The organism is Streptomyces auratus (assembly GCF_050433025.1).
Taxonomy (GTDB): domain Bacteria; phylum Actinomycetota; class Actinomycetes; order Streptomycetales; family Streptomycetaceae; genus Streptomyces; species Streptomyces sioyaensis.
Window position 1 is genome coordinate 1,683,167 of the sequence record NZ_JBNGCB010000001.1, and the last position, 18,215, is coordinate 1,701,381.

16 protein-coding genes are annotated in these 18,215 nt (G+C 71.8%); 8 read left to right on the forward strand and 8 right to left on the reverse strand.

Going from position 1 to position 18,215, the window contains the following annotated elements; all coding sequences use genetic code 11:
* Window positions 1-24 precede the first annotated feature (24 nt).
* On the reverse strand, window positions 25-1,047 hold the full coding sequence (locus BKA18_RS07185; RefSeq protein WP_366047839.1) for a LysR family transcriptional regulator: 1,023 nt from the start codon (window positions 1,045-1,047) through the stop codon (window positions 25-27).
* Between the two features lie 244 nt (window positions 1,048-1,291).
* Window positions 1,292-4,111 (reverse strand): penicillin acylase family protein, encoded by a 2,820-nt coding sequence (locus tag BKA18_RS07190; protein WP_366047840.1) that lies wholly within the window; start codon window positions 4,109-4,111, stop codon window positions 1,292-1,294.
* A gap of 373 nt (window positions 4,112-4,484) precedes the next feature.
* Between BKA18_RS07190 and BKA18_RS07195 the strand changes: the two genes are divergently transcribed.
* The 3 genes from BKA18_RS07195 (at window position 4,485) to BKA18_RS07205 (ending at window position 7,609) form a co-directional block, all read left to right on the forward strand.
* Window positions 4,485-5,099 (forward strand): hypothetical protein, encoded by a 615-nt coding sequence (locus BKA18_RS07195; RefSeq protein ID WP_366047841.1) that lies wholly within the window; start codon window positions 4,485-4,487, stop codon window positions 5,097-5,099.
* Window positions 5,100-5,179: 80 nt separating this feature from the next.
* A complete protein-coding gene (locus BKA18_RS07200; protein WP_366047842.1) occupies window positions 5,180-5,935 on the forward strand; it encodes a 3-keto-5-aminohexanoate cleavage protein in 756 nt (251 codons plus the stop codon).
* Between the two features lie 234 nt (window positions 5,936-6,169).
* Complete coding sequence (locus BKA18_RS07205; protein ID WP_006607692.1) at window positions 6,170-7,609, forward strand: amidase; 1,440 nt, start codon at window positions 6,170-6,172, stop codon at window positions 7,607-7,609.
* A 46-nt stretch (window positions 7,610-7,655) separates the two neighbouring features.
* Here the strand turns inward: BKA18_RS07205 and soxR are convergent, their stop codons facing one another.
* Complete coding sequence (soxR, locus tag BKA18_RS07210; protein WP_366047843.1) at window positions 7,656-8,231, reverse strand: redox-sensitive transcriptional activator SoxR; 576 nt, start codon at window positions 8,229-8,231, stop codon at window positions 7,656-7,658.
* A 132-nt stretch (window positions 8,232-8,363) separates the two neighbouring features.
* On the opposite strand from soxR, the gene BKA18_RS07215 reads away from it, so the two are divergent.
* The gene (locus BKA18_RS07215; protein WP_006607694.1) at window positions 8,364-8,825 is read left to right on the forward strand and encodes a MaoC family dehydratase; all 462 of its coding nucleotides are present in this window, start codon (window positions 8,364-8,366) and stop codon (window positions 8,823-8,825) included.
* A 122-nt stretch (window positions 8,826-8,947) separates the two neighbouring features.
* Here BKA18_RS07215 and BKA18_RS07220 read toward each other — a convergent pair whose 3' ends face one another.
* Window positions 8,948-9,580, reverse strand: a complete 633-nt coding sequence (locus BKA18_RS07220; RefSeq protein ID WP_147248120.1) for a TetR/AcrR family transcriptional regulator — start codon at window positions 9,578-9,580, stop codon at window positions 8,948-8,950.
* A gap of 163 nt (window positions 9,581-9,743) precedes the next feature.
* Here BKA18_RS07220 and BKA18_RS07225 point away from each other — a divergent pair, with 163 nt between their 5' ends.
* Genes BKA18_RS07225 through BKA18_RS07235 form a run of 3 tightly spaced genes read left to right on the forward strand, consistent with a single transcriptional unit; the run spans window position 9,744 to window position 11,545 of the window.
* A complete protein-coding gene (locus tag BKA18_RS07225) occupies window positions 9,744-10,385 on the forward strand; it encodes a TetR/AcrR family transcriptional regulator (RefSeq protein ID WP_366047844.1) in 642 nt (213 codons plus the stop codon).
* A 54-nt stretch (window positions 10,386-10,439) separates the two neighbouring features.
* The gene (locus BKA18_RS07230; protein ID WP_366047845.1) at window positions 10,440-11,282 is read left to right on the forward strand and encodes a helix-turn-helix domain-containing protein; all 843 of its coding nucleotides are present in this window, start codon (window positions 10,440-10,442) and stop codon (window positions 11,280-11,282) included.
* Window positions 11,264-11,545 (forward strand): DUF397 domain-containing protein, encoded by a 282-nt coding sequence (locus BKA18_RS07235; RefSeq protein WP_366047846.1) that lies wholly within the window; start codon window positions 11,264-11,266, stop codon window positions 11,543-11,545. Before BKA18_RS07230 ends, BKA18_RS07235 begins: the two co-directional genes overlap by 19 nt.
* Here the strand turns inward: BKA18_RS07235 and BKA18_RS07240 are convergent.
* The 4 genes from BKA18_RS07240 to BKA18_RS07255 form a co-directional block, all read right to left on the reverse strand.
* Window positions 11,542-12,642: a zinc-binding dehydrogenase gene (locus BKA18_RS07240; protein ID WP_366047847.1), complete on the reverse strand. Its 1,101-nt coding sequence runs from the start codon at window positions 12,640-12,642 to the stop codon at window positions 11,542-11,544. The two genes, BKA18_RS07235 and BKA18_RS07240, sit on opposite strands and share 4 nt — an antisense overlap.
* 82 nt (window positions 12,643-12,724) lie before the next feature.
* Entirely contained in the window at window positions 12,725-14,119 is a 1,395-nt protein-coding gene (locus BKA18_RS07245) for an aldehyde dehydrogenase family protein (protein ID WP_366047848.1), read from the reverse strand.
* A gap of 325 nt (window positions 14,120-14,444) precedes the next feature.
* Window positions 14,445-15,887 (reverse strand): CitMHS family transporter, encoded by a 1,443-nt coding sequence (locus BKA18_RS07250; protein WP_366047849.1) that lies wholly within the window; start codon window positions 15,885-15,887, stop codon window positions 14,445-14,447.
* Between the two features lie 153 nt (window positions 15,888-16,040).
* A complete protein-coding gene (locus tag BKA18_RS07255) occupies window positions 16,041-16,739 on the reverse strand; it encodes a TetR/AcrR family transcriptional regulator (RefSeq protein WP_366047850.1) in 699 nt (232 codons plus the stop codon).
* Between the two features lie 138 nt (window positions 16,740-16,877).
* Here BKA18_RS07255 and hmgA point away from each other — a divergent pair, with 138 nt between their 5' ends.
* Window positions 16,878-18,203: a homogentisate 1,2-dioxygenase gene (hmgA, locus tag BKA18_RS07260; protein WP_366047851.1), complete on the forward strand. Its 1,326-nt coding sequence runs from the start codon at window positions 16,878-16,880 to the stop codon at window positions 18,201-18,203.
* Window positions 18,204-18,215: the final 12 nt, after the last annotated feature.

Below are 18,215 nucleotides of genomic sequence, written 5' to 3' on the forward strand. Positions count from 1 at the left end.
CCTCAGAACGGCGGACGCGCCGCCTCACGACCGGAACCACCACCGGCCGCTCTCCCACGACAGGGCGTCCCACAGGAGGTTGAGGGGGTGGTCGGGGGCGTAGGAGCCGCGCTCCCCGCGGCGGGTGAACACCCCGACCAGCACCTCGGTCCGGGGACCCGCCTCCCCGACCAGTTCCAGGGTGCGCAGTCCGCCGGCCTCCGGGAGACGGCCGTCCGCGGCCGCTTCTCCGATGCCCCGGGTGACCAGCATCGCCCCGCTCACCACCCCGGACCGCAGCAGCTCGAAGCCGTAGTGGGCGGCCTCGATCTCGGCCGCGATGGAGAGCTTCTGCCCGTAGTCCGGGCCGTACCACGAGGTCAGGAAGCGGTCTATCAGGCCGCGCGCCGAGACGACCAGGGGCAGCCCGGGCAGTGCACGGGCGTGGAAGGAGGTGCCGGGGAGCGTCTCCGGCGGCAGGTTCGTCAGCAGGGAAAGCCCGCTGCGCCGCCATTCCATGACCTCGTACGGACCAAACACTTCCGCTTCTGCGCCCTCGGTGACGACCACGCTGCCGCAGACCAGATCGAGCTCCTTGGAGCGCAATTTGGCGAAAAGGTCGCCGGTGCGGACATGGGTCACTTTCAGATCGACGTCGTCGCGCTCGAATTCCCCGGTGACGCGTTCCACCGCGTCCAGCAGAAAGCCGAGCGTATAGCGGGTGGTGCCGACGGACAGCGTCCGGCCCAGCCGGCGGCGGGCATCGCGCACCCCGTCCGACCACTCCCCCAGCGTGCGCCGCGCCAGCTCCACCAGCGCCTCGCCGGTCGCGGTGAACAGGGCGTCCCTGCCCCGCCCCTGCTTGAGGACCAACTCCTCGCCGCACAGCCCGGAGAAGGTGCGGTTCATGGTGTCCAGCTGCTTTTGCACGCTGGACTGTTCCCGGCCGAGCCGGCGCGCGGCACCCAGCGCGGTGCCCGTCTCGTGGACGACGATCAGCGTGCGCAGCTGGTCCATGGTGGTATCCAGCAACTCCGTCGGGTACTGCTGCGGGCCTAACAAAGCCATGCGCCCCTACTCGCCTTCCCATCCCCGGAATTCAGGACGGTGCAGCATAACCCCAGGGAAAACCCGCCCGGACACCGCCGGGATAGCTGGGGGTTTCTTCCGGAAAACAGGGGATGCGTTCTCGGTGAACCGTGGAATGGTCAAGTAAATCCCGGGATCGCGGGACGGGCACAGGCCCCGGGCGCGCGCCCGGGGCCTGCCGCCGGTATCCGGTCCGCCGAATGGGCGGGCCGCCGTACCTCCGCTACCGGTGGGCGGGGAATTCCACGACCTGCTGATAGGTCGGCCGGTTCTGCCAGCTGATGGTGTCGTGGGTCAGACCCCCGACCGTGCGGTGGATGATCGCGTCCGCACACCACTGGTCGCCGGCCTTGCAGCTGCCGTCGCCGGGGTAGACCTGCTCGGCGGTCTTCCCGGTCGCCTGCTGCAGGGTGGCCAGCAGGGTGTCACGGCAGGCGGACAGGTCACCGCCGCCGCAGTACGGCTCCGCGAGCGGGCCCTGCACCTTGTCGCCGAGCACCGCCCGCAGGTCCTTGTCCGCATAGCTCCACCAGCCGTACTGGAAGGCCGAACCGGCGTGCCCCCCGGTCGGACCGTGGCCGGCCGACGGCGATTCGTCGATGCCGAGGTTGGCCCGCAGCGCGTCATAGAGGTCGCCGCCCAGCCCGGGCTTGAAGACCGCCTCGATCATCTGCGGCCACCAGGCGTCCATCAGCCGCACCGCGTCGGGGTGGGCGTAGGTGTGCGAGCCCGCGGCGGTCTCCCGTCGCTGGGCGCCGTCCTTGCCCCAGGCCTCCAGTTGCTGCACTGCGGTCTTCAGCTTCGGGTCGGTGACGGGCTTGCTGGTGAGGACCCGCAGGAGTTCGGGGAGCACGTCCTCGCCGCGCAGATCGGTGACCGCGGCCTGGGACATGGCGCGGGTCAGCGACGCCCGGGTCACCCCGCCGTCCTTGGTCAGGGCGCGCACCCGGTCGTCCAGCAGATTGCCGCGGTGCACCGAGCCGTTGCCGAAGCCCGCCGAGTCGTAGTCCTTGGCCTGTTTGTTGTTCCAGGAGATGTAGTAGTCCTGGTCGACGGACTGCGGGTGCTGGGCCGGCGGGGTGTAGTCGGTGGTGTTGGTGGCGGGGTCGTAGCCCTTCCACTCGTAGGCGTCGTCCGCCTTGACGGGCAGCGCCGGATCGACGTCCGGGTTGCGGACCGGGTTGAGGCCGCTGTTGTAGTACGCGATGTTCCGGGAGTCGGCGTAGAACCAGTTGAAGGCGTAGCCGATGTGCCCGGCGGCCTTCTGGAACGACGCGGCGTCGGTGACGTAGGACGGGTCGTTGAACATCTGGAAGCCGATGATCGAGTCGGCCTCGTGGCGGTAGGTGGAGCGCTGCGCGGTGTAGGCGACGGGCTTGCCGTCGACGGTGGCGCGGTGGCTGACGATCCCGTACTTCGTCCGGAAGACCTGCATCCGGTAGGAGCCGGCCGCGGTCGGGTCGGCGACGGTGGGCTTCCAGGAGTTGGTCCGCTCCAGCTTCTCCATGGGGACGCAGCCCCCGCGGTAGCGGTAGGAGGTGGAGTCCTTGGTGGGCGCGGAGCCGTCCGCGTTGCACAGCTCGACGGCGTAGGTGTCGGTGATGTCCTGGCCGGCGGAGGTGGCGCTCCAGGCGTAGTCCTGGCCGCGGCCGAGCTGGACGTACATCCCCACGCCCGCGAAGGAGGCGCCGCGGGCGCTGATGCCGGGGCCCTGGATCTCCTGGAGCATCAGCAGCTGGGGCGCGAAGTAGCCGGTCTGCGGGCCGAAGACGGCGACGGGGTGGCCGCTCGCGGTGTGTTTGCCGGAGACCAGCAGGGCGTTGGACATCCCGCGGTGCTGCGTGGGGTCGAAGCTCCCCTTGGGCAGCACCCCGTCCTTGAAGAGGCCTTCCAGCTTCTTGTACTTCCTGGGGGCCTTGACCGGGTCCCGCGGCGGGGTGCCGCTCTTGACGGTCGCCGCGCCGGTGCGGTCGAAGACCAGCGGCTCGGCGGTGACCGAGCCGCGGTCGGGCAGCGCGGTGCCCTTGGCCTCGGCCGGCTTGACCGCGTACGGGAAGCTGCTCCCGTCGTGCAGGGTCTTGGCGGCCTCGGGGTCGTTGCGCTCCCGGAAGGACTCCCAGACCGCGGTGCCCTTCTCGACGCCGTACTTCTGCTGGGCGGAGAGCAGCGCGAGGGCCGAGGGGACCTCGCCGCCACCGCCGTTGCCGAACAGCCCGCCGACGACGGAGGCCAGGGCTATCAGGTCGGTGAGCTTGAAGGGCTGGATCTCACCGGAGTTGGTGATCGCGTCGACATGGCCGGTGAGGACGTACTCCCCGGGGAAGTAGCGGCCGTTCTTGGACTGTTCGCGGTAGGCGTTGATGCCGTCGACGTAGGCCTGGGCGTCCTGCATGGCCAGCTTGCCGCGCTCGCCGTTGTGGTCCTTGATGTAGTCGACCTGCTGTTGCAGATCCTCCTCGGTGTACGGCGCCTGCGGCCAGAACTGCTGCTCCAGGCCCTGGTTGGCGAGCGCGCCGCCCGCGAAGGAGGTCAGTTCGCCGCGGCCGATGTGGCGGAAGAGGTCCATCAGCCAGAGCCGGTCCTGGCCCGCCGCGTAGCCGGCGCCGTATTCGGTGCCGTAGCGGGTGGTGCCCTTGATGTGCGGGACACCGGTCTTCTTGTCCCGGGTGATGGTGACGTCGTTGCGGGGCGTGGTGACCTTGCCGACCTGGTCCTGGGGGACGCCGAAGGAGGCGTCGTTGAAGAACTGGGTGAGGGTGTCGTCGGTGAGCGACTGATAGCCGCTCGCCAGCGCGCCGTACGGGCCGAGTTGGTCGGTGGAGTGCTCGGGGTGGGTGCCGAACAGCTTGTTGCCGAGGATCTCCACCAAGGTGGCGTTGCCGGTGGCGCCGGGCGGCAGGATGTCGGCGCACTGGCCCTGGCAGTAGTCGTCGGCGTCGTGCACGGCCGCGGCCGCGGTGGGGGGCGGTGCCAAGAACGTGGCACCCAAGGCGAACAGGGCCGCCGCGGCGGCGGTCCTGAGCCTTCCGGTACGTCGTCGCATTCCTGCTCCTCGGTGGGGGTCCCCCGGCTCTTCGAGACCTTGGGGGGAAGGTGGGCGGGACGTTACCGGCGGTTATCCCAGGCCGGAAGATGAACAACAGTCAACTTTTTGCTTTCTCACGGGACATGGGGATGACGGCCGCCATCGCACCGCCGGGTCGCACCCCGGGCCGTCCCCTGAGCTCCGCCCGGCCCCGCACCCCGGCTCGCCTCCCGGACCCCGCCGGTCCGCACCCCCGCACCCCCGCACCCCCGCACCCCCGCACCCCCGCACCCCACCAGCCAAAACCGCAAAAAAGTTCGATGGATCCAAGTGGGGGCAGGCTACGTCTCATCCACGTCAAGTCGGATCCTCCCCACGGAGGTGGGAAGAAATGGCCGGTTTCAGAGCCCTCGCAGAGCAGGTCCGCAATCCACGTCTCGTCGCGACCCAGCGACGTACCGCGCTGCGCAAGTGCCTTGAACGCTTCGCCCCTTACGGGCATCGGGCGACCTGGCACCATCTGTGCACCCGGGCCGGTATCGCAACCCAGGACCGCGATCCCGATCCGGAGCGGCTGGTGGCCGCGCTGACCGAGCTGGAGGAGGCCCGTACTCTCTGGCTCGCGTACGAGGAAGAGTTCGCCGCCCGGCGCCGCAAGGAGAAGCACGACGGCATCCGGCAGCCCGGTGCCCTCGACGAGTGGCACCGGCGTACCTGGGGCGGCTGCGACATCGTGCCGTGCCAGTCGCCGCAACGGCACCCCGCGGCCCGCCTCGCGGTGGTGCTCCGCAACATGATCGCGGCGATGGAGGCGGGACGCCCGCGCCGCGACTGCCCGGTGTGCGGCGGCACCCGCTTCACCTGGCTCCCCGAGTCCATGAACCACCCGGCGTCCGGGCCGGCCTGCCGGGAGTGCGGGGTGCTCGCGCCGGTGTCCGTGCTCACGCCCGAGGTGCTGATGGCCGCGGACCGGGTCCACGGCGCGGGGGCGTTCGCGGCGGCCTGAGCAGGCCGGCGAAGCCGCACCGGGCTCAGGGGGAAAGGCCGTGTCCGGGCGTTGTCGGACCCTGCTGCCATCATGAGGGCATGATTCAGGTCTGCCTCAACGGCCCCCGGACCGCGGCCGATTCCGGCGCTGTACCGATGTCACCGGCCGCCCTCGCCACTGCCGCACGGCAGGCGGTGGCGGCCGGAGCCGAGGATGTCCACGTCCATCCCAAGACCCCGTGCGGCCAGGATTCGCTCGCCCCGCAGGTGGTGGCCGCGGCCCTGGAGGCGATCCGGGCGGTGGTGGACGTCCCGGTCGGGGTGACCACCGGCGCCTGGGCCGAGCCGGATCCCGAGCGCCGGCTGGCGCGGATCACGTCCTGGACGGTGCTGCCCGATCACGCGTCGGTGAACTGGCACGAGCCGGGCGCCGACGCGCTTGCCGCGGCCCTGATGGAGCGCGGCGTCGGCGTCGAGGCCGGCATCTGGGCGCGCACCGCCGCCGCCGGGCTGTTCGCCCGCTCCCCTCTCGCACCCAGGGTGCTGCGGGTGCTGGCCGAAGTGATCAGCACCGAAGCCGGCACCGACGCGGGCGCCGACGCCGCTTCCGCGCCGGCCACCGCGCGCGAGCTGCTGGCCGCGCTGGCCGGTGCCGCGCCCGGCCGCCCGGTGCTGCTCCATGGAATGGACGGCGGGGCCTGGCCGGTGCTGCGGCTGGCCGGCGCACTGGGTCTGGACACCCGGATCGGCCTGGAGGACACCCTCCTGCTGCCCGACGGCCGCCCGGCCCGCGACAACGCTGAGCTGATACGCGCCGCAGCCGCCGCGATGAGCGGGCCTGCCCGCGACGCATGAACTGCCCGTTCATCAGGTCTGCTTCGTGGATACCCCCTCGTTTACGAGGGGGAGGAGTCAAATACGGCCTTTACGCACCGACCCGGAAACTGAAACAACTGTGCACGGGCTGACCACCCGCACCGGCATCGCGCCCGGCGGGCACCGGCCCCGCCCGTACGGCACCAGGCCGCACGGGCTCCCGCCCCATGCCTCCAGGGCATGGGAGGTACCCCCAGGAGAGGGTGGACGTCCATGGCCGAACTGCACGATCTGACCGCGCTCGAACAGGCCGAGGGGATCCGGTCCGGTGAGATCTCCCCCGTGGAGCTCACCGAGCACTATCTGACGCGGATCGAGCGGCTCGACGACACACTCGGCGCGTTCCTCACCCGTACCCCGGAGATCGCCCGCAAGCAGGCCTCGGAGGCGGAGAGCGAGGCCGCCGCGGCCCGCCGCGAGGGCCGCGAACTCCCCCCGCTGTACGGCGTCCCGGTCCCGGTGAAGGACCTCAACCAGGTGGCCGGGGTGCGCTGCACGATGGGTTCCCGGGCACTGGCCGAGAATGTGCCAGTGCTCGACGACCATGTGGTCACCAAGCTGCGGACGGGCGGCACGATCCTGCTCGGCAAGACCAACACCCCCGAATTCGGGCTGCCCTGCTACACCGAGAACGGCCTCGCGCCGCCCGCCCGCACCCCCTGGGACCCGGAGCGCTCGGCGGGCGGCTCCAGCGGCGGGGCGGCCGCGGCGGTGGCCGGCGGACTGGCGCCGCTCGCGCATGCCAGCGACGGCGGCGGCTCGATCCGCATTCCGGCTTCCGTCTGCGGGCTGTTCGGCATCAAGCCCAGCCGGGGCCGGATCAGCGGCGGCCCCCTGCTGCACGACGTCTCCGGCCTGGCCACCTCGGGCCCGCTGGCCCGTACGGTCGCCGATGCGGCCACGCTGCTGGACGTCCTGGCGGGCCCCATGCCCGGCGACCCGTTCGCGGCGCCGTCGTTGCGGCCCGGCGAGACGTTCGCCGGGCACGCCCGCCGCGACCCGGGACGGCTGCGGATCGCCTGCCTCACCGAGGCGCCCGTCCCCGGTGTCGAGGTCCACCCCGACTGCCGCACCGCCACCACCGACACCGCCGCGCTGCTGTCCGGACTCGGCCATGAGGTCGAGGAGTTGTCACTGCCGGCCGACGACGGCATCCTCACCGCCTTCACCCGCGTCTGGTCGGTGCTGGCCGCGAGCCGCCCCGTGCCACCGGGAGGCGAGGAGCTGCTGATGCCGCTCACCCGCTATCTGCGGTCCCGCGGCGCCGAGGTCTCCGGCACGGAATTCTCCCGCTCGCTGTATGCCTTCCGGATGCTCGCCCAGTCCCTCGCGGACGGGCTGATGCCGCCGGGCGGCTATGACGTGATCCTCTCGCCGACCGTGGCCGCACCTCCGGTCCCGGTCGGCGCCCTGCGCAACGACGCCGATCCGCAGGCCGAGTTCGCCGCCATCGGCGCCTTCACCCCGTTCACCGCGGTCTACAACGCCACCGGCCAGCCCGCGGTGAGCGTCCCGCTCCAGTGGAACGCCGAGGGCCTGCCGATCGGGGTGATGCTGGCCGGCCGGTACGGCGACGAGGCCACCTTGATCGCGCTCTCCGCCCAGCTGGAGCAGGCCCGCCCGTGGGCGGGCCGCAAGCCGGCCATGTGGTGACACCCGGGTGTGCGTCCGCCCCGCGCCGGGACGGACGCACACCCGCTCACCGCTCGTCCGGACAGCACCCCGGCGCACTGTGGCCACCCGGCGTGCCGCTGGGCCGCCCGGCCGCGCCCTGCGGGTCGCCGGCGCGCCGCTGCGCCCCCTCCGGGTCCTGGGCGCTCCGGTCGACCCGTAGCCGGCGCGCGCCGGGCCCCTGCTCACCGAGGCTGTCGTACGGGTTGGACAGCGCGCAGGTCTCCAGCGAGAGACAGCCGCAGCCGATGCAGTCGGTCAACCGGTCGCGCAATTCGACGAGTTGAGTGATCCGCTCGTCCAGCTCGGAACGCCAGCCCTCGGAGAGCCTGGCCCAGTCGGCGCGGTTGGGGGTGCGCTCGTCGGGCAGCTCCGCCAGTGCCTCACGGATCACCGCGAGCGGAATCCCGACCCGCTGCGCCGCCCGCACGAACGCGACCCGGCGCAGCGCATCACGGGAGTAGCGGCGCTGGTTGCCCGCCGTCCGGGTACTGCTGATCAGCCCCTTGGACTCGTAGAAGTGCAGCGCGGAGACCGCGGCGCCACTCCGCGCGGAAAGCTGGCCGACGGAGAGCTCATGAACCTTGTACGGAAGCTGGGGCACGGTTCCACCCTAGGACGTGTCCGGTGGTCCCCAAGCGTTGACAGCGGGTGCCCGTACTCCGCATGCTGAGCAAGCGCTTAGTCCGCCGCCCGGCCGGTCGGCGGCGGATGGATCCCGAGGAGGCAGACGGAGATGGCACAGCCCCGAGTGTTCGGATCGCTCGACGAACTGCGGGCCGCGGTCGGTGAGGACCTGGGCACCAGCGACTGGCTGGAGATCGACCAGAAGCGGATCGACCTGTTCGCGGACGCCACCGGCGATCACCAGTGGATCCATGTGGACCCGGAGAAGGCGGCGGCCGGCCCCTTCGGCACCACCATCGCGCACGGCTATCTGACGCTGTCGCTGCTGCCCGCCCTCGTCCCGCAGCTGATGCGGGTCGACAACGTGACGATGGGCATCAACTACGGCAGCAACAAGGTGCGCTTCCCCGCGACCGTCCCGGTCGGCTCCCGGCTGCGCGCCACGGGCCGGATCGCGGAGGTGGCCGAGGTGTCCGGCGGCGTCCAGCTCACCACGGTCGTGACCGTCGAACGCGAGGGCGGCGACAAGCCCGTGTGCGTCGCGGAGACGGTCAGCCGCTTCTACCTCTAGTCCGGCCTACGCCCCGCACACCGGTCCGGGACCCGACGGGCCGGTGCCGGGGCGGAACCGACGGGCCGGTGCGCGGGGCGGAACCCCGCCGGCCGCCTCACCAACCTCTCCGGACAGCACACCTAGCCCCGGTCCGGCGCCCCCACCATCCGCAGGACGAGATCGGCGTAGAGGGTGCCCACCTCGTCCGGCGTGCGCGGGCCGTCGGCCGTGAACCAGCGGGCGACGTCCACGCACAGCGACAGCACCGCGAGGGTGGTGCCGGGGACGTCATCGGCCCGGAACTCCCCGCTGTCGGCGCCGTCCTGGATGATCTGCCGCAGCAACCGGTCGGTCCGGCGGCGCAGACCGGTGATCTCGGTGTAGTGCTCGGGGCTCAGCGCCTGGAGCTCGTACTGGATGACCCGGGCGGTGGTGTGGTGCTCGGCGTGCCAGCGGGCGAAGGTGCGCACGGCGTCGCGCAGCCGCTCGGTGGCGCTGCCCCCGGCCCCGGCGGCGGCGCCCATGATGCGCAGCGCCTTTTCGTGGCCGATGCCGCTGATGCGGTAGAGCAGCTCTTCCTTGGTCTTGTAGTGGATGTAGAGCGCGGCCGGGCTCATACCGGCCCGGCCGGCGATGTCACGGGTGGTGGTCGCGTGGTAGCCGCGCTCCGCGAAGGCCTCGACGGCGGCACCGACCAGCCGTCGCGCGGCGTCCGGGGTCACCCCGGCCCACTCCTCGTTCTCCTCTTCGGCCCGTTCCGCCGCCGCACCCATCGCGCTCCCCGCTCCTCGATCCACCAGGGACCCTCCACTGACGGATCGAACACCATATCGCGCCGCTGAGCAAGCGCTTAGGGTCCGGCGGGTGCGGGCGGGCCGGCCGGAGCGGTTAATGAGCACTGCTAGTTTTCCGCGAACGGCCCCTACTATGTGCGTCATGGCCCGACCCCGTAAGCCCCTGCTGAGCCGCGAACGCATCGTCTCCACGGCGCTGGCGCTCATCGACTCCGAGGGGCTGCCGGCGCTCTCCACCCGGCGGCTGGCGGCGGAGCTGGGGGTGAGCGGGCCCTCCCTCTACAACCACTTCACGACCAAGGACGAGATCCTCGACGCGGTGGCCGACACGGTCATCGCCCAGGTCGATGTGTCGGCGCTGGAGACGGGCGGGGACTGGCGCGCCGGGCTGCTCGGCTGGGCCCGCTCCTATCGCGCGGCGCTCGCCGCCCATCCGCACATCGTGCCGTTCCTCGCCCAGGGGCCCGGCCGCCGCCCCGCCGGACTGAAGATGGCCGACGCGGCGTTCGGCGGCATGGTCGAGGCGGGCTGGCCGCCCGCCCAGGCCACCCGGGTCTGTGCGATGGTCCGCTACTTCGTCGCCGGCTCCGCGCTGGGCTCGTTCGCCCGCGGTTTCGTCGACGACCCGAGCGCCTACGACCCCGCCGACTATCCGCATCTGGGCCAGGCCCATCTGCTGGCGGAGCATCAACGGCAGGTGGACGAGGGCGCGTTCGAGACCGGGCTGCGCGCGCTGGTGGACGGCCTGGCGCTGCAATTCCCTGCGCGGCCCGCCGAGCACTGACTACCGTGAGTGTTCCGGCCATTACCGGAATCGGCCGGTTGTGGAGGAGGTCCCATGCCGCCGCGAAGGGTCGTCACCGGACGGAGCAAGGAGCCGCGCAAGCGGTTCGCGGAGGAACTGCGCTTACTGCGTGCGCAGAAGGGCGACAGCCTGCGGAAGCTCGGTGAGGTGCTCGGCTGGGACGCGTCGCTGTTCGGGAAGATGGAGAGCGGGAAGACCATCGGCAGCCCGGAGGTGGTGGAGGCGCTCGCCCAGCACTACGGGGCGCAGGAATGGCTGCTGACGCTGTGGGAGTTGGCGGTGGGGGATCCTACGCAGTTCCTGGAGCAGTACCGGAGGTACATGGCGCTGGAACAGGAGGCGATGAGCCTCTGGCATTACGCCCCGAGCGCGCCGCCCGGCCTACTCCAGACGGCCGGGTATGCGCGCGAAGCGCTCGCGACGGGCGACCTCCAGGGCCGGGAGCTGGACCAGCAGGTCGAGGCGCGCATAGGGCGTCGGAAGTTGCTGGAGCGGGACGACGCACCGCCCTTTCGCGTCATCCTCTCCGAGGCGGTGCTGCGCACGCGGCTGCGCGACCCGCAGAAGTGGCGGGAGCAGCTGGAGTACCTGGCGGAGGCAGCGGAACGCCCGAAAATCACCCTCCACGTCCTGCCGTTCAGCGCCGGTCCGCATGGCCTGATGAACACCGCCATGATGTTCCTGCGGCTGCTGGACGGTCGTACCGTGGCGTACACCGAGAATGACGATCGCGGTGAACTCATCGAGGAAAACGGCAGGGTTGAGGGTTTGCAGCGCCGATACGATGCGATGCGTGACCTGGCGCTGTCCCCGGCCGAGTCGCGGAAGTACATCATCCAGATGTTGGAGGAAGTGCCGTGCGAGCCATCGACCTGAGCAATGCGACGTGGCGCAAGAGCAGCTACAGCAACACGAGTGGCGGCGACTGCATCGAGGTCTCCGACGACTTCCTCACCGCCGCCAACTGGCGCAAGAGCAGCTACAGCAACACGTCTGGCGGTGAGTGCATCGAGATAGCCGACAACCTCCCCGCCCTCGTCCCCGTACGGGACAGCAAGAACCCCCAAGGGCCCGCGCTCGTCTTCAGCGCCACCGCCTGGGGGTCCTTCGTTGCCGCCGTGAAGAACAGCGCCGTCTAGAAGACGACCAGCGCCCGCCCGCCCTTGCCCGCCAGCATCGCGTCGAACGCGGCCGGGATGCCGTCGAGGCCGATCCGCTCGGTGACCAGCGCGGAGAGATCGAGCGCGCCGGAGCGGACGTGGCCGGCGATGACGGGGAGATCGCGGGCGGGGTCGCTGTTGCCGTAGACGCAGCCGGAGAGCGTCCGGCCGAAGTAGAAGAGCTCCAGGGCGGAGAAGGTCACCTGCTGCTCCTGGCCGCCGATGCCCACGACCGTCGTACGGCCGCCGCGGCGGGTCGCCGACCAGGCGGTGCGGATGGTCTCGGCGCGGCCCACGCACTCGATGGCGACATCGGCGCCGACTCCCCCGGTGAGCTTGCGGATCCGCTTGGCGCCCTCCTTCTCGAAGAACGCGGCATCCCCGGCCACCACGAACTCGGTGGCGCCGGCCGCGCGGGCCAGCTCCTCCTTCGCCGGTGAGACATCCACGGCCACGATCGGACCGGCCCCCGCGATCCGCGCCGCCTGCAGCGTGGCCAGGCCCACCCCGCCGACGCCGAAGACCACGACCGACTCCCCCGCCCGCACCCGGGCGCTGTGGTGGACCGCGCCCCAGCCGGTGAGCACCGCGCAGCCGAGCAGTGCGGCGTCGGCGAGCGGCACCCCGTCGGGCAGCGGCAGCGCGGCCCGCGCGGGCACCACGGTCTCCTCGGCGAACGCGGCGGTGCCCAGGCCGGGGTAGAGCGCGGTGTCGCCGCCGGCGAGGGTGGCGTACGGGGAGTTCGCGGCGAGGCCCGCGTCGGCGCACAGCCAGGGCTCGGCCAGTCCGCAGAAGTGGCAGTCGCCGCAGGACGGCGCCCAGTTGAGGACGACCTGGTCGCCGGGGGCCACCGTGGTCACATCGGGACCGACGGCGGTCACGGTGCCCGCGCCCTCGTGTCCGAGGACGGCGGGGGCGGGCTGGCGCAGGGTCCCGTTGGACAGCGACAGATCGGAGTGGCAGACGCCGGCGGCGGCGAGCTTGATCCGGACCTGGCCGGGGCCGGGTGCGGGCAGGTCGATCTCGGTGACCTGGAGCGGGGCGTTGACGACGGACAGTACGGCGGCGCGGACCACGGGGGTCTCCTCGGTGCGGGAGGACGGGGACGGAAGGTGCCGGGCTGCGGGGTGGCGACGACCTCCGCGCGGCCCGGCCGGGTCAGAACTGGAGCGACTTGGTCTGCAGATATTCGGCCAGGCCGTGCGGCCCCAGCTCCCGGCCGACGCCGGACTGCTTGTAACCGCCGAACGGGGCGAGGGGGTTGAAGCGGCCGCCGTTGATGTCGACCTGACCGGTGTCCAGCCGGCGGGCGAACGCGGCCGCCTCGGCGTCGTCGCCCGCCCAGACCGCGCCGGCCAGACCGTAGACGGTGCCGTTGGCGATCCGGACGGCGTCGTCCTCGTCCTCGTACTTCAGGAGCGTCAGGACCGGGCCGAAGATCTCCTCCTGGGCGATGGTCATCTCCGGGGTGACGTCCGCGAAGACGGTCGGCCGGACGTAATAGCCGGGCCCTTCGACCGCCTCCGGGCCGCCCGCCACGACCCGCGCCCCCTGGGCGATGCCCTGCTCGATGTAGCCGCGGACCCGGCCCTGCTGGCGGGCGTTGACCAGCGGGCCGACCCGCTCGCCGGGCACGTACTTGGCGACCGCGGCGGCCGCCAGCTCGACGGCCTCGGCGTAATGGTCCCGGTGGACCAGCATCCGGGTCCAGGCGCTGCAGGTCTGGCCGGAGTTGGCCATCACGTTGGCGACGCCCACGCCGACCGCCTTCGCCAGGTCGGCGCCGGGCAGGATGACATTGGCGGACTTGCCGCCGAGTTCCAGCGCCACCCGCTTGACCGCGGCGCCCGCGAGCGCGCCGATCCGCCTGCCGACGGCCGTCGAGCCGGTGAAGGAGACCAGATCGACCCCCTCGTGTCCGGCGAGGGCCTGCCCGGCGACCGGGCCGAGCCCGGTGACGAGGTTGAAGACCCCGCCGGGTATCCCGGCCTCGTCGACGCACTCGGCGAACAGCTGGGCGACCAGCGGGGTGTCCTCGGCGGGCTTGAGCACCACCGTGCAGCCGGCCGCGAGGGCCGGGGCGGCCTTGGCGACTATCTGGTGCAGCGGGTAGTTCCAGGGCGTGATCGCACCCACCACCCCGACCGGTTCGTGCAGCACGGTGGAGTTGCCGATCTTCTCCTCGAAGGCGTACGTACGGGCGAGTTCGGCGTAGGACGCGCTGACCGCGAGCGGCACTCCGGCGTGCACCGCCGTGCTGAAGGCGAGGGGTGAGCCGAGTTCGGCCGTGACGGTCGCGGCGATCTCCTCGGCGCGCTCCGTGAGCCGGCCGTGCAGCGCGGCCAGCCGGTCCGCGCGCTCCTCGGGCGGGGTGGCGGCCCAGCCCGGCAGGGCGGCGCGGGCGGCGCGTACGGCGGCGTCCACATCCGCCGCGGAGCCGGCCGGGACGGTGGCGATGACCCGTTCGTCGGCCGGGTTGACGACCTCGATCGTGTCGCTGCCCGCGGCGGGCCGCCAGCTTCCGTCGATGTACATCGCGTCGTGCTGCTTCACGTGTGATCCTCCCCTGCCGCCGGTGCTCTTCCGGCTCCCAAACTAGCGCCGGTAGTTTTGCGTGCGCCAGGGAGCCCGCCGCCACCCGCCCGGGTGACGGCGGGAACGAGCCTACGGTGCGTCCGCAACGTCCCTTTATGGGGTCGGGGCGCGCCCTTATGCGGTCGGGGCGCGAGCCCCATGTGGTCAGGGGCGCGACCCCCACGTGGTCGGGGGCGCGACCCCACCCCCGCCGGCCGCGCCCCCCGCTCTTGGTTCGGGAACCCCTGGCCCCCGCCCCTCCGGGCCCCCTCTCCGAGCCCCTAGGAGATCGGAGAGGCACCCCCTAGAGGATGCCGAAGAGCAGACCGGCCCCCAGGACCACGAGGGAGGTCAGCGCGGCCCATTTGACGGTGAATTTGGTGTGGTCGCCGAACTCGACCTTGGCCATGCCGACGAGGACGTAGACGGCAGGGACCAGCGGGCTGGACATGTGCAGGGCCTGGCCGACGAGGGAGGCCCGGGCGATCTCGACGGGGGCCACACCGTGGGCGGCGCCGGCCTCGGCGAGGATCGGCACGATGCCGAAGTAGAAGCCGTCGTTGGACATGAAGTAGGTCAGCGGGATGCTGAGCACGCCGGTGACGAGGCCCATGTGCGGGCCGAGCGCGTCGGGGATGCCGCTGACCAGCCAGCGGGCCATGTGCTCGACCATGCCGGTGCCGGTGAGCACCCCGGTGAAGACGGCGGCGGCGAAGACCATGCCGGAGACGTTGAGGACGTTCTCCGCGTGCGCGGCGACCCGGGCCTTCTGGTCCTTCATGTGCGGGAAGTTGACGGTGAGCGCGAGGGCGGCGCCGAGCAGGAAGAGCACCGGGATCGGCAGCGCCTGCAGGATCAGCAGGGCGAGCAGCGCGACCGTGAGCGCGGCGTTGAACCAGTAGAGCTCGGGGCGCAGGGTGGCACGGTGCGGGTCCAGAACCTGGAGGTCGTCGTCGCCCTCGTCCTGCCGGCCACCGGCGGACGACGTGGCGCCGGACCCGGTGCCGGTGCCGGCGCCTCCGGAGGTGCGCGGGCCGCCGCCCGTACCGACGGCGCCCGCGCCGACCAGGACCTGCTCGCTCTCCCTCTCGTCCGCGGCCTCGGTCACCACCCGGGTGTCGCCGAGGGTCAGGACGCCCAGCCGCTTGCGCTCGCGCCGGCCGAGGACGTAGGCGAGGGTGAAGACCGCGACCAGGCCGACGGCCAGGGCGGGGATCATCGGGACGAAGATGTCGCCGGCGTCGAGCTTGAGCGCGGTGGCGGCGCGGGCGGTCGGGCCGCCCCAGGGGAGGGTGTTCATCACGCCGTTGGCCGTGGCGGCGACGCCGGTCATGACCACCAGGCTCATCTTCAGCCGCTTGTAGAGCGGGTAGAGCGCCGAGACGGTGATCATGAAGGTGGTGGAGCCGTCCCCGTCGAGCGAGACGATCGCGGCGAGCAGCGCCGTGCCGACCACCACGCGGACCGGGTCGGCCTTGCAGAACTTCAGGATGCCGCGGACGACCGGGTCGAAGAGGCCGACATCGATCATCACCCCGAAGTAGATGATGGCGAACATCAGCATCGCGGCCGTGGGGGCCAGGTCGCCGATGCCCTTGAGGACGTAGTCGCCCAGGTGCGCGCCCTGGCCGACCAGGACGCAGAACAGCGCCGGGATCAGCACGAGCGCTGCCATCGGTGACATCTTCTTCATCATGATCAGCACCAGGAAGGTGGCGATCATGACGAATCCGAGGATTGTCAGCATTGGGGTACCTCACGTTCGCCCTTGAACATCTGCCGGGGGTGGCGGTTGGGCTGACGTTAGGTCCCGCAAACTTTTGTTAACAAGGGCTTGACGTGCGAGCAATACGAGCAAAACCCCAGGTCAATGTGGATCTCACCGGCCGGGGTACCGCGCTCACCCCTCCCCCGCGGCCGCCGCGGTCCCCCCGTCCGCCGCGTCGCCGTCACCGTCGCCGTCGCCGTCCAGATAGCGCGCCAGATAGGCCCGCAGCAGCAGCTTGGCCTCCGCGACGATCGCCGGGTCTCCTTGCGGATCCGTACGGAAGGCGAGCTGGAGCAGGGCATCGGCGGTCTCGACGCCCACCAGGAAGGCGGTGCGCAGCCGCTCGTCGGCGGTGTCCAGGCCGAGCGGTCCGGCGAACAGGGCGAGCAGCCGGTCGGCCACCTCGTAGTTGGCCTGCCGGGCGGCGCGCGGGGCGGGGACGGTGAACTCCACCAGGGCGAAGCCCGGCACCGTCCGCTTCATGGCGAGGTACTCGTCGATCACCACGTCCATCGCCCGGCGCCACTCCGACGACGCATGGGCCGGTGTGGTCAGCCGGGCGGTGATGCGGTCCGCGTAGGCGTTGAGATTGCGCCGGGCGAGGGCCTCGGCCATGGCGCGCTTGTTGGGGAAGAAGCGGTAGACGGAGCCGATCGGGACGCCGGCGCGGACGGCCACGGACCGCGTGCTCAGGTTGTCGTATCCGCTCTCCTCCAGCACATGGGCGCAGGCATCGAGGATCCGGGCCAGGCGCTGGGCGCTGCGCTGCTGGACGGGGGCGCGGCGGAGGGAGCCGTCAGGCGGGGCGGGGCGCGGGGTGGGCTGCTGCACCCGTCCATCCTGCCCGGCAACCGGGCCGGCAGTGCGCAACCGTGACGTTCCGGCCGCGCGGCCGGGAGTCTCCGTTGACGACCCCCTGCCGCAATCCTAATGTCTTGCATAGGATTCCTTGAGCGGCGGGAGCACGCGATGGCAGGCACGGGCAACGAGCAGGCGCGGAAAGTGGCCGAGGCGCTGGCGTACACCACCGGCTTCGGCAATGAGCACAGCTCGGAGGCCGTCCCGGGTGCGCTGCCGATCGGCCGCAACTCCCCCCAGCGCGCCCCGCTCGGCCTCTACGCCGAGCAGCTCAGCGGCTCGGCGTTCACCGAACCGCGCGACCGCAACCACCGCTCCTGGCTCTACCGCATCCGCCCGTCGGCCGCCCATCCGCCGTTCGTCCGCGCCGGGCAGGGCGCCCTGCGCTCGGCGCCGTTCACCGACTGTGTCCCCGACCCCAACCGGCTGCGCTGGAACCCGCTGCCCGAGCCCGCCGGCCCGGCCGACTTCCTCGACGGCCTGTGGACCCTGGGCGGCAACGGCGACGCCACGCAGCGCACCGGCATGGCCGTGCATCTGTACTGCGCCAACACCTCCATGGACCGGCGGGTGTTCAGCTCCGCGGACGGCGAGCTCTTGATCGTGCCGGAGCGCGGCGGGCTGCTGCTGCGCACCGAACTCGGCCTGCTGCGCGCCGAACCGGGCGAGGTCGCGCTCATCCCGCGCGGTGTCCGCTTCCGCGTCGAGCTGCTGGACGCCACCGCTCGCGGCTATGTCTGCGAGAACTACGGCCGGCCCTTCCAGCTGCCCGACCTCGGCCCGATCGGCGCCAACGGCCTCGCGGGCGCCCGTGACTTCCGTGCCCCGGTCGCCGCCTACGAGGACGTCGAGGGCCCCGTCGAGGTCGTCAACAAGTTCTGCGGCCACCTCTGGACGGCCACCTACGACCACTCGCCGCTGGACGTGGTCGCCTGGCACGGCAACCACGTCCCGTACGTCTACGACCTGCGGCGCTTCAACGTCATCGGCTCGATCAGCTACGACCACCCCGACCCGTCGATCTTCACCGTGCTGACCTCGCCCTCCGACACCCCGGGGCTGGCGGGCGTGGACTTCGTGGTCTTCGCGCCGCGCTGGCTGGTCGGCGAGGACACCTTCCGGCCGCCGTATTTCCACCGCAATGTGATGACCGAGTACATGGGTCTGATCGAGGGGGCCTACGACGCCAAAGCGGAGGGCTTCGTCCCGGGCGGCGGCTCGCTGCACAACATGATGTCGGCGCATGGGCCCGACCGGGAGACCTTCGACCGGGCGAGCGCCGCCGAGCTGCAGCCGCAGAAGATCGACGACGGCCTGGCCTTCATGTTCGAGACCCGCTGGCCGCTGACGCTCACCGAACAGGCCCGGGACGCCGGCCATCTGCAGCAGGGCTACGACGACGTATGGCAGGGTCTCCAGCGCCATTTCCGCCCTTGACACCGGGGACCT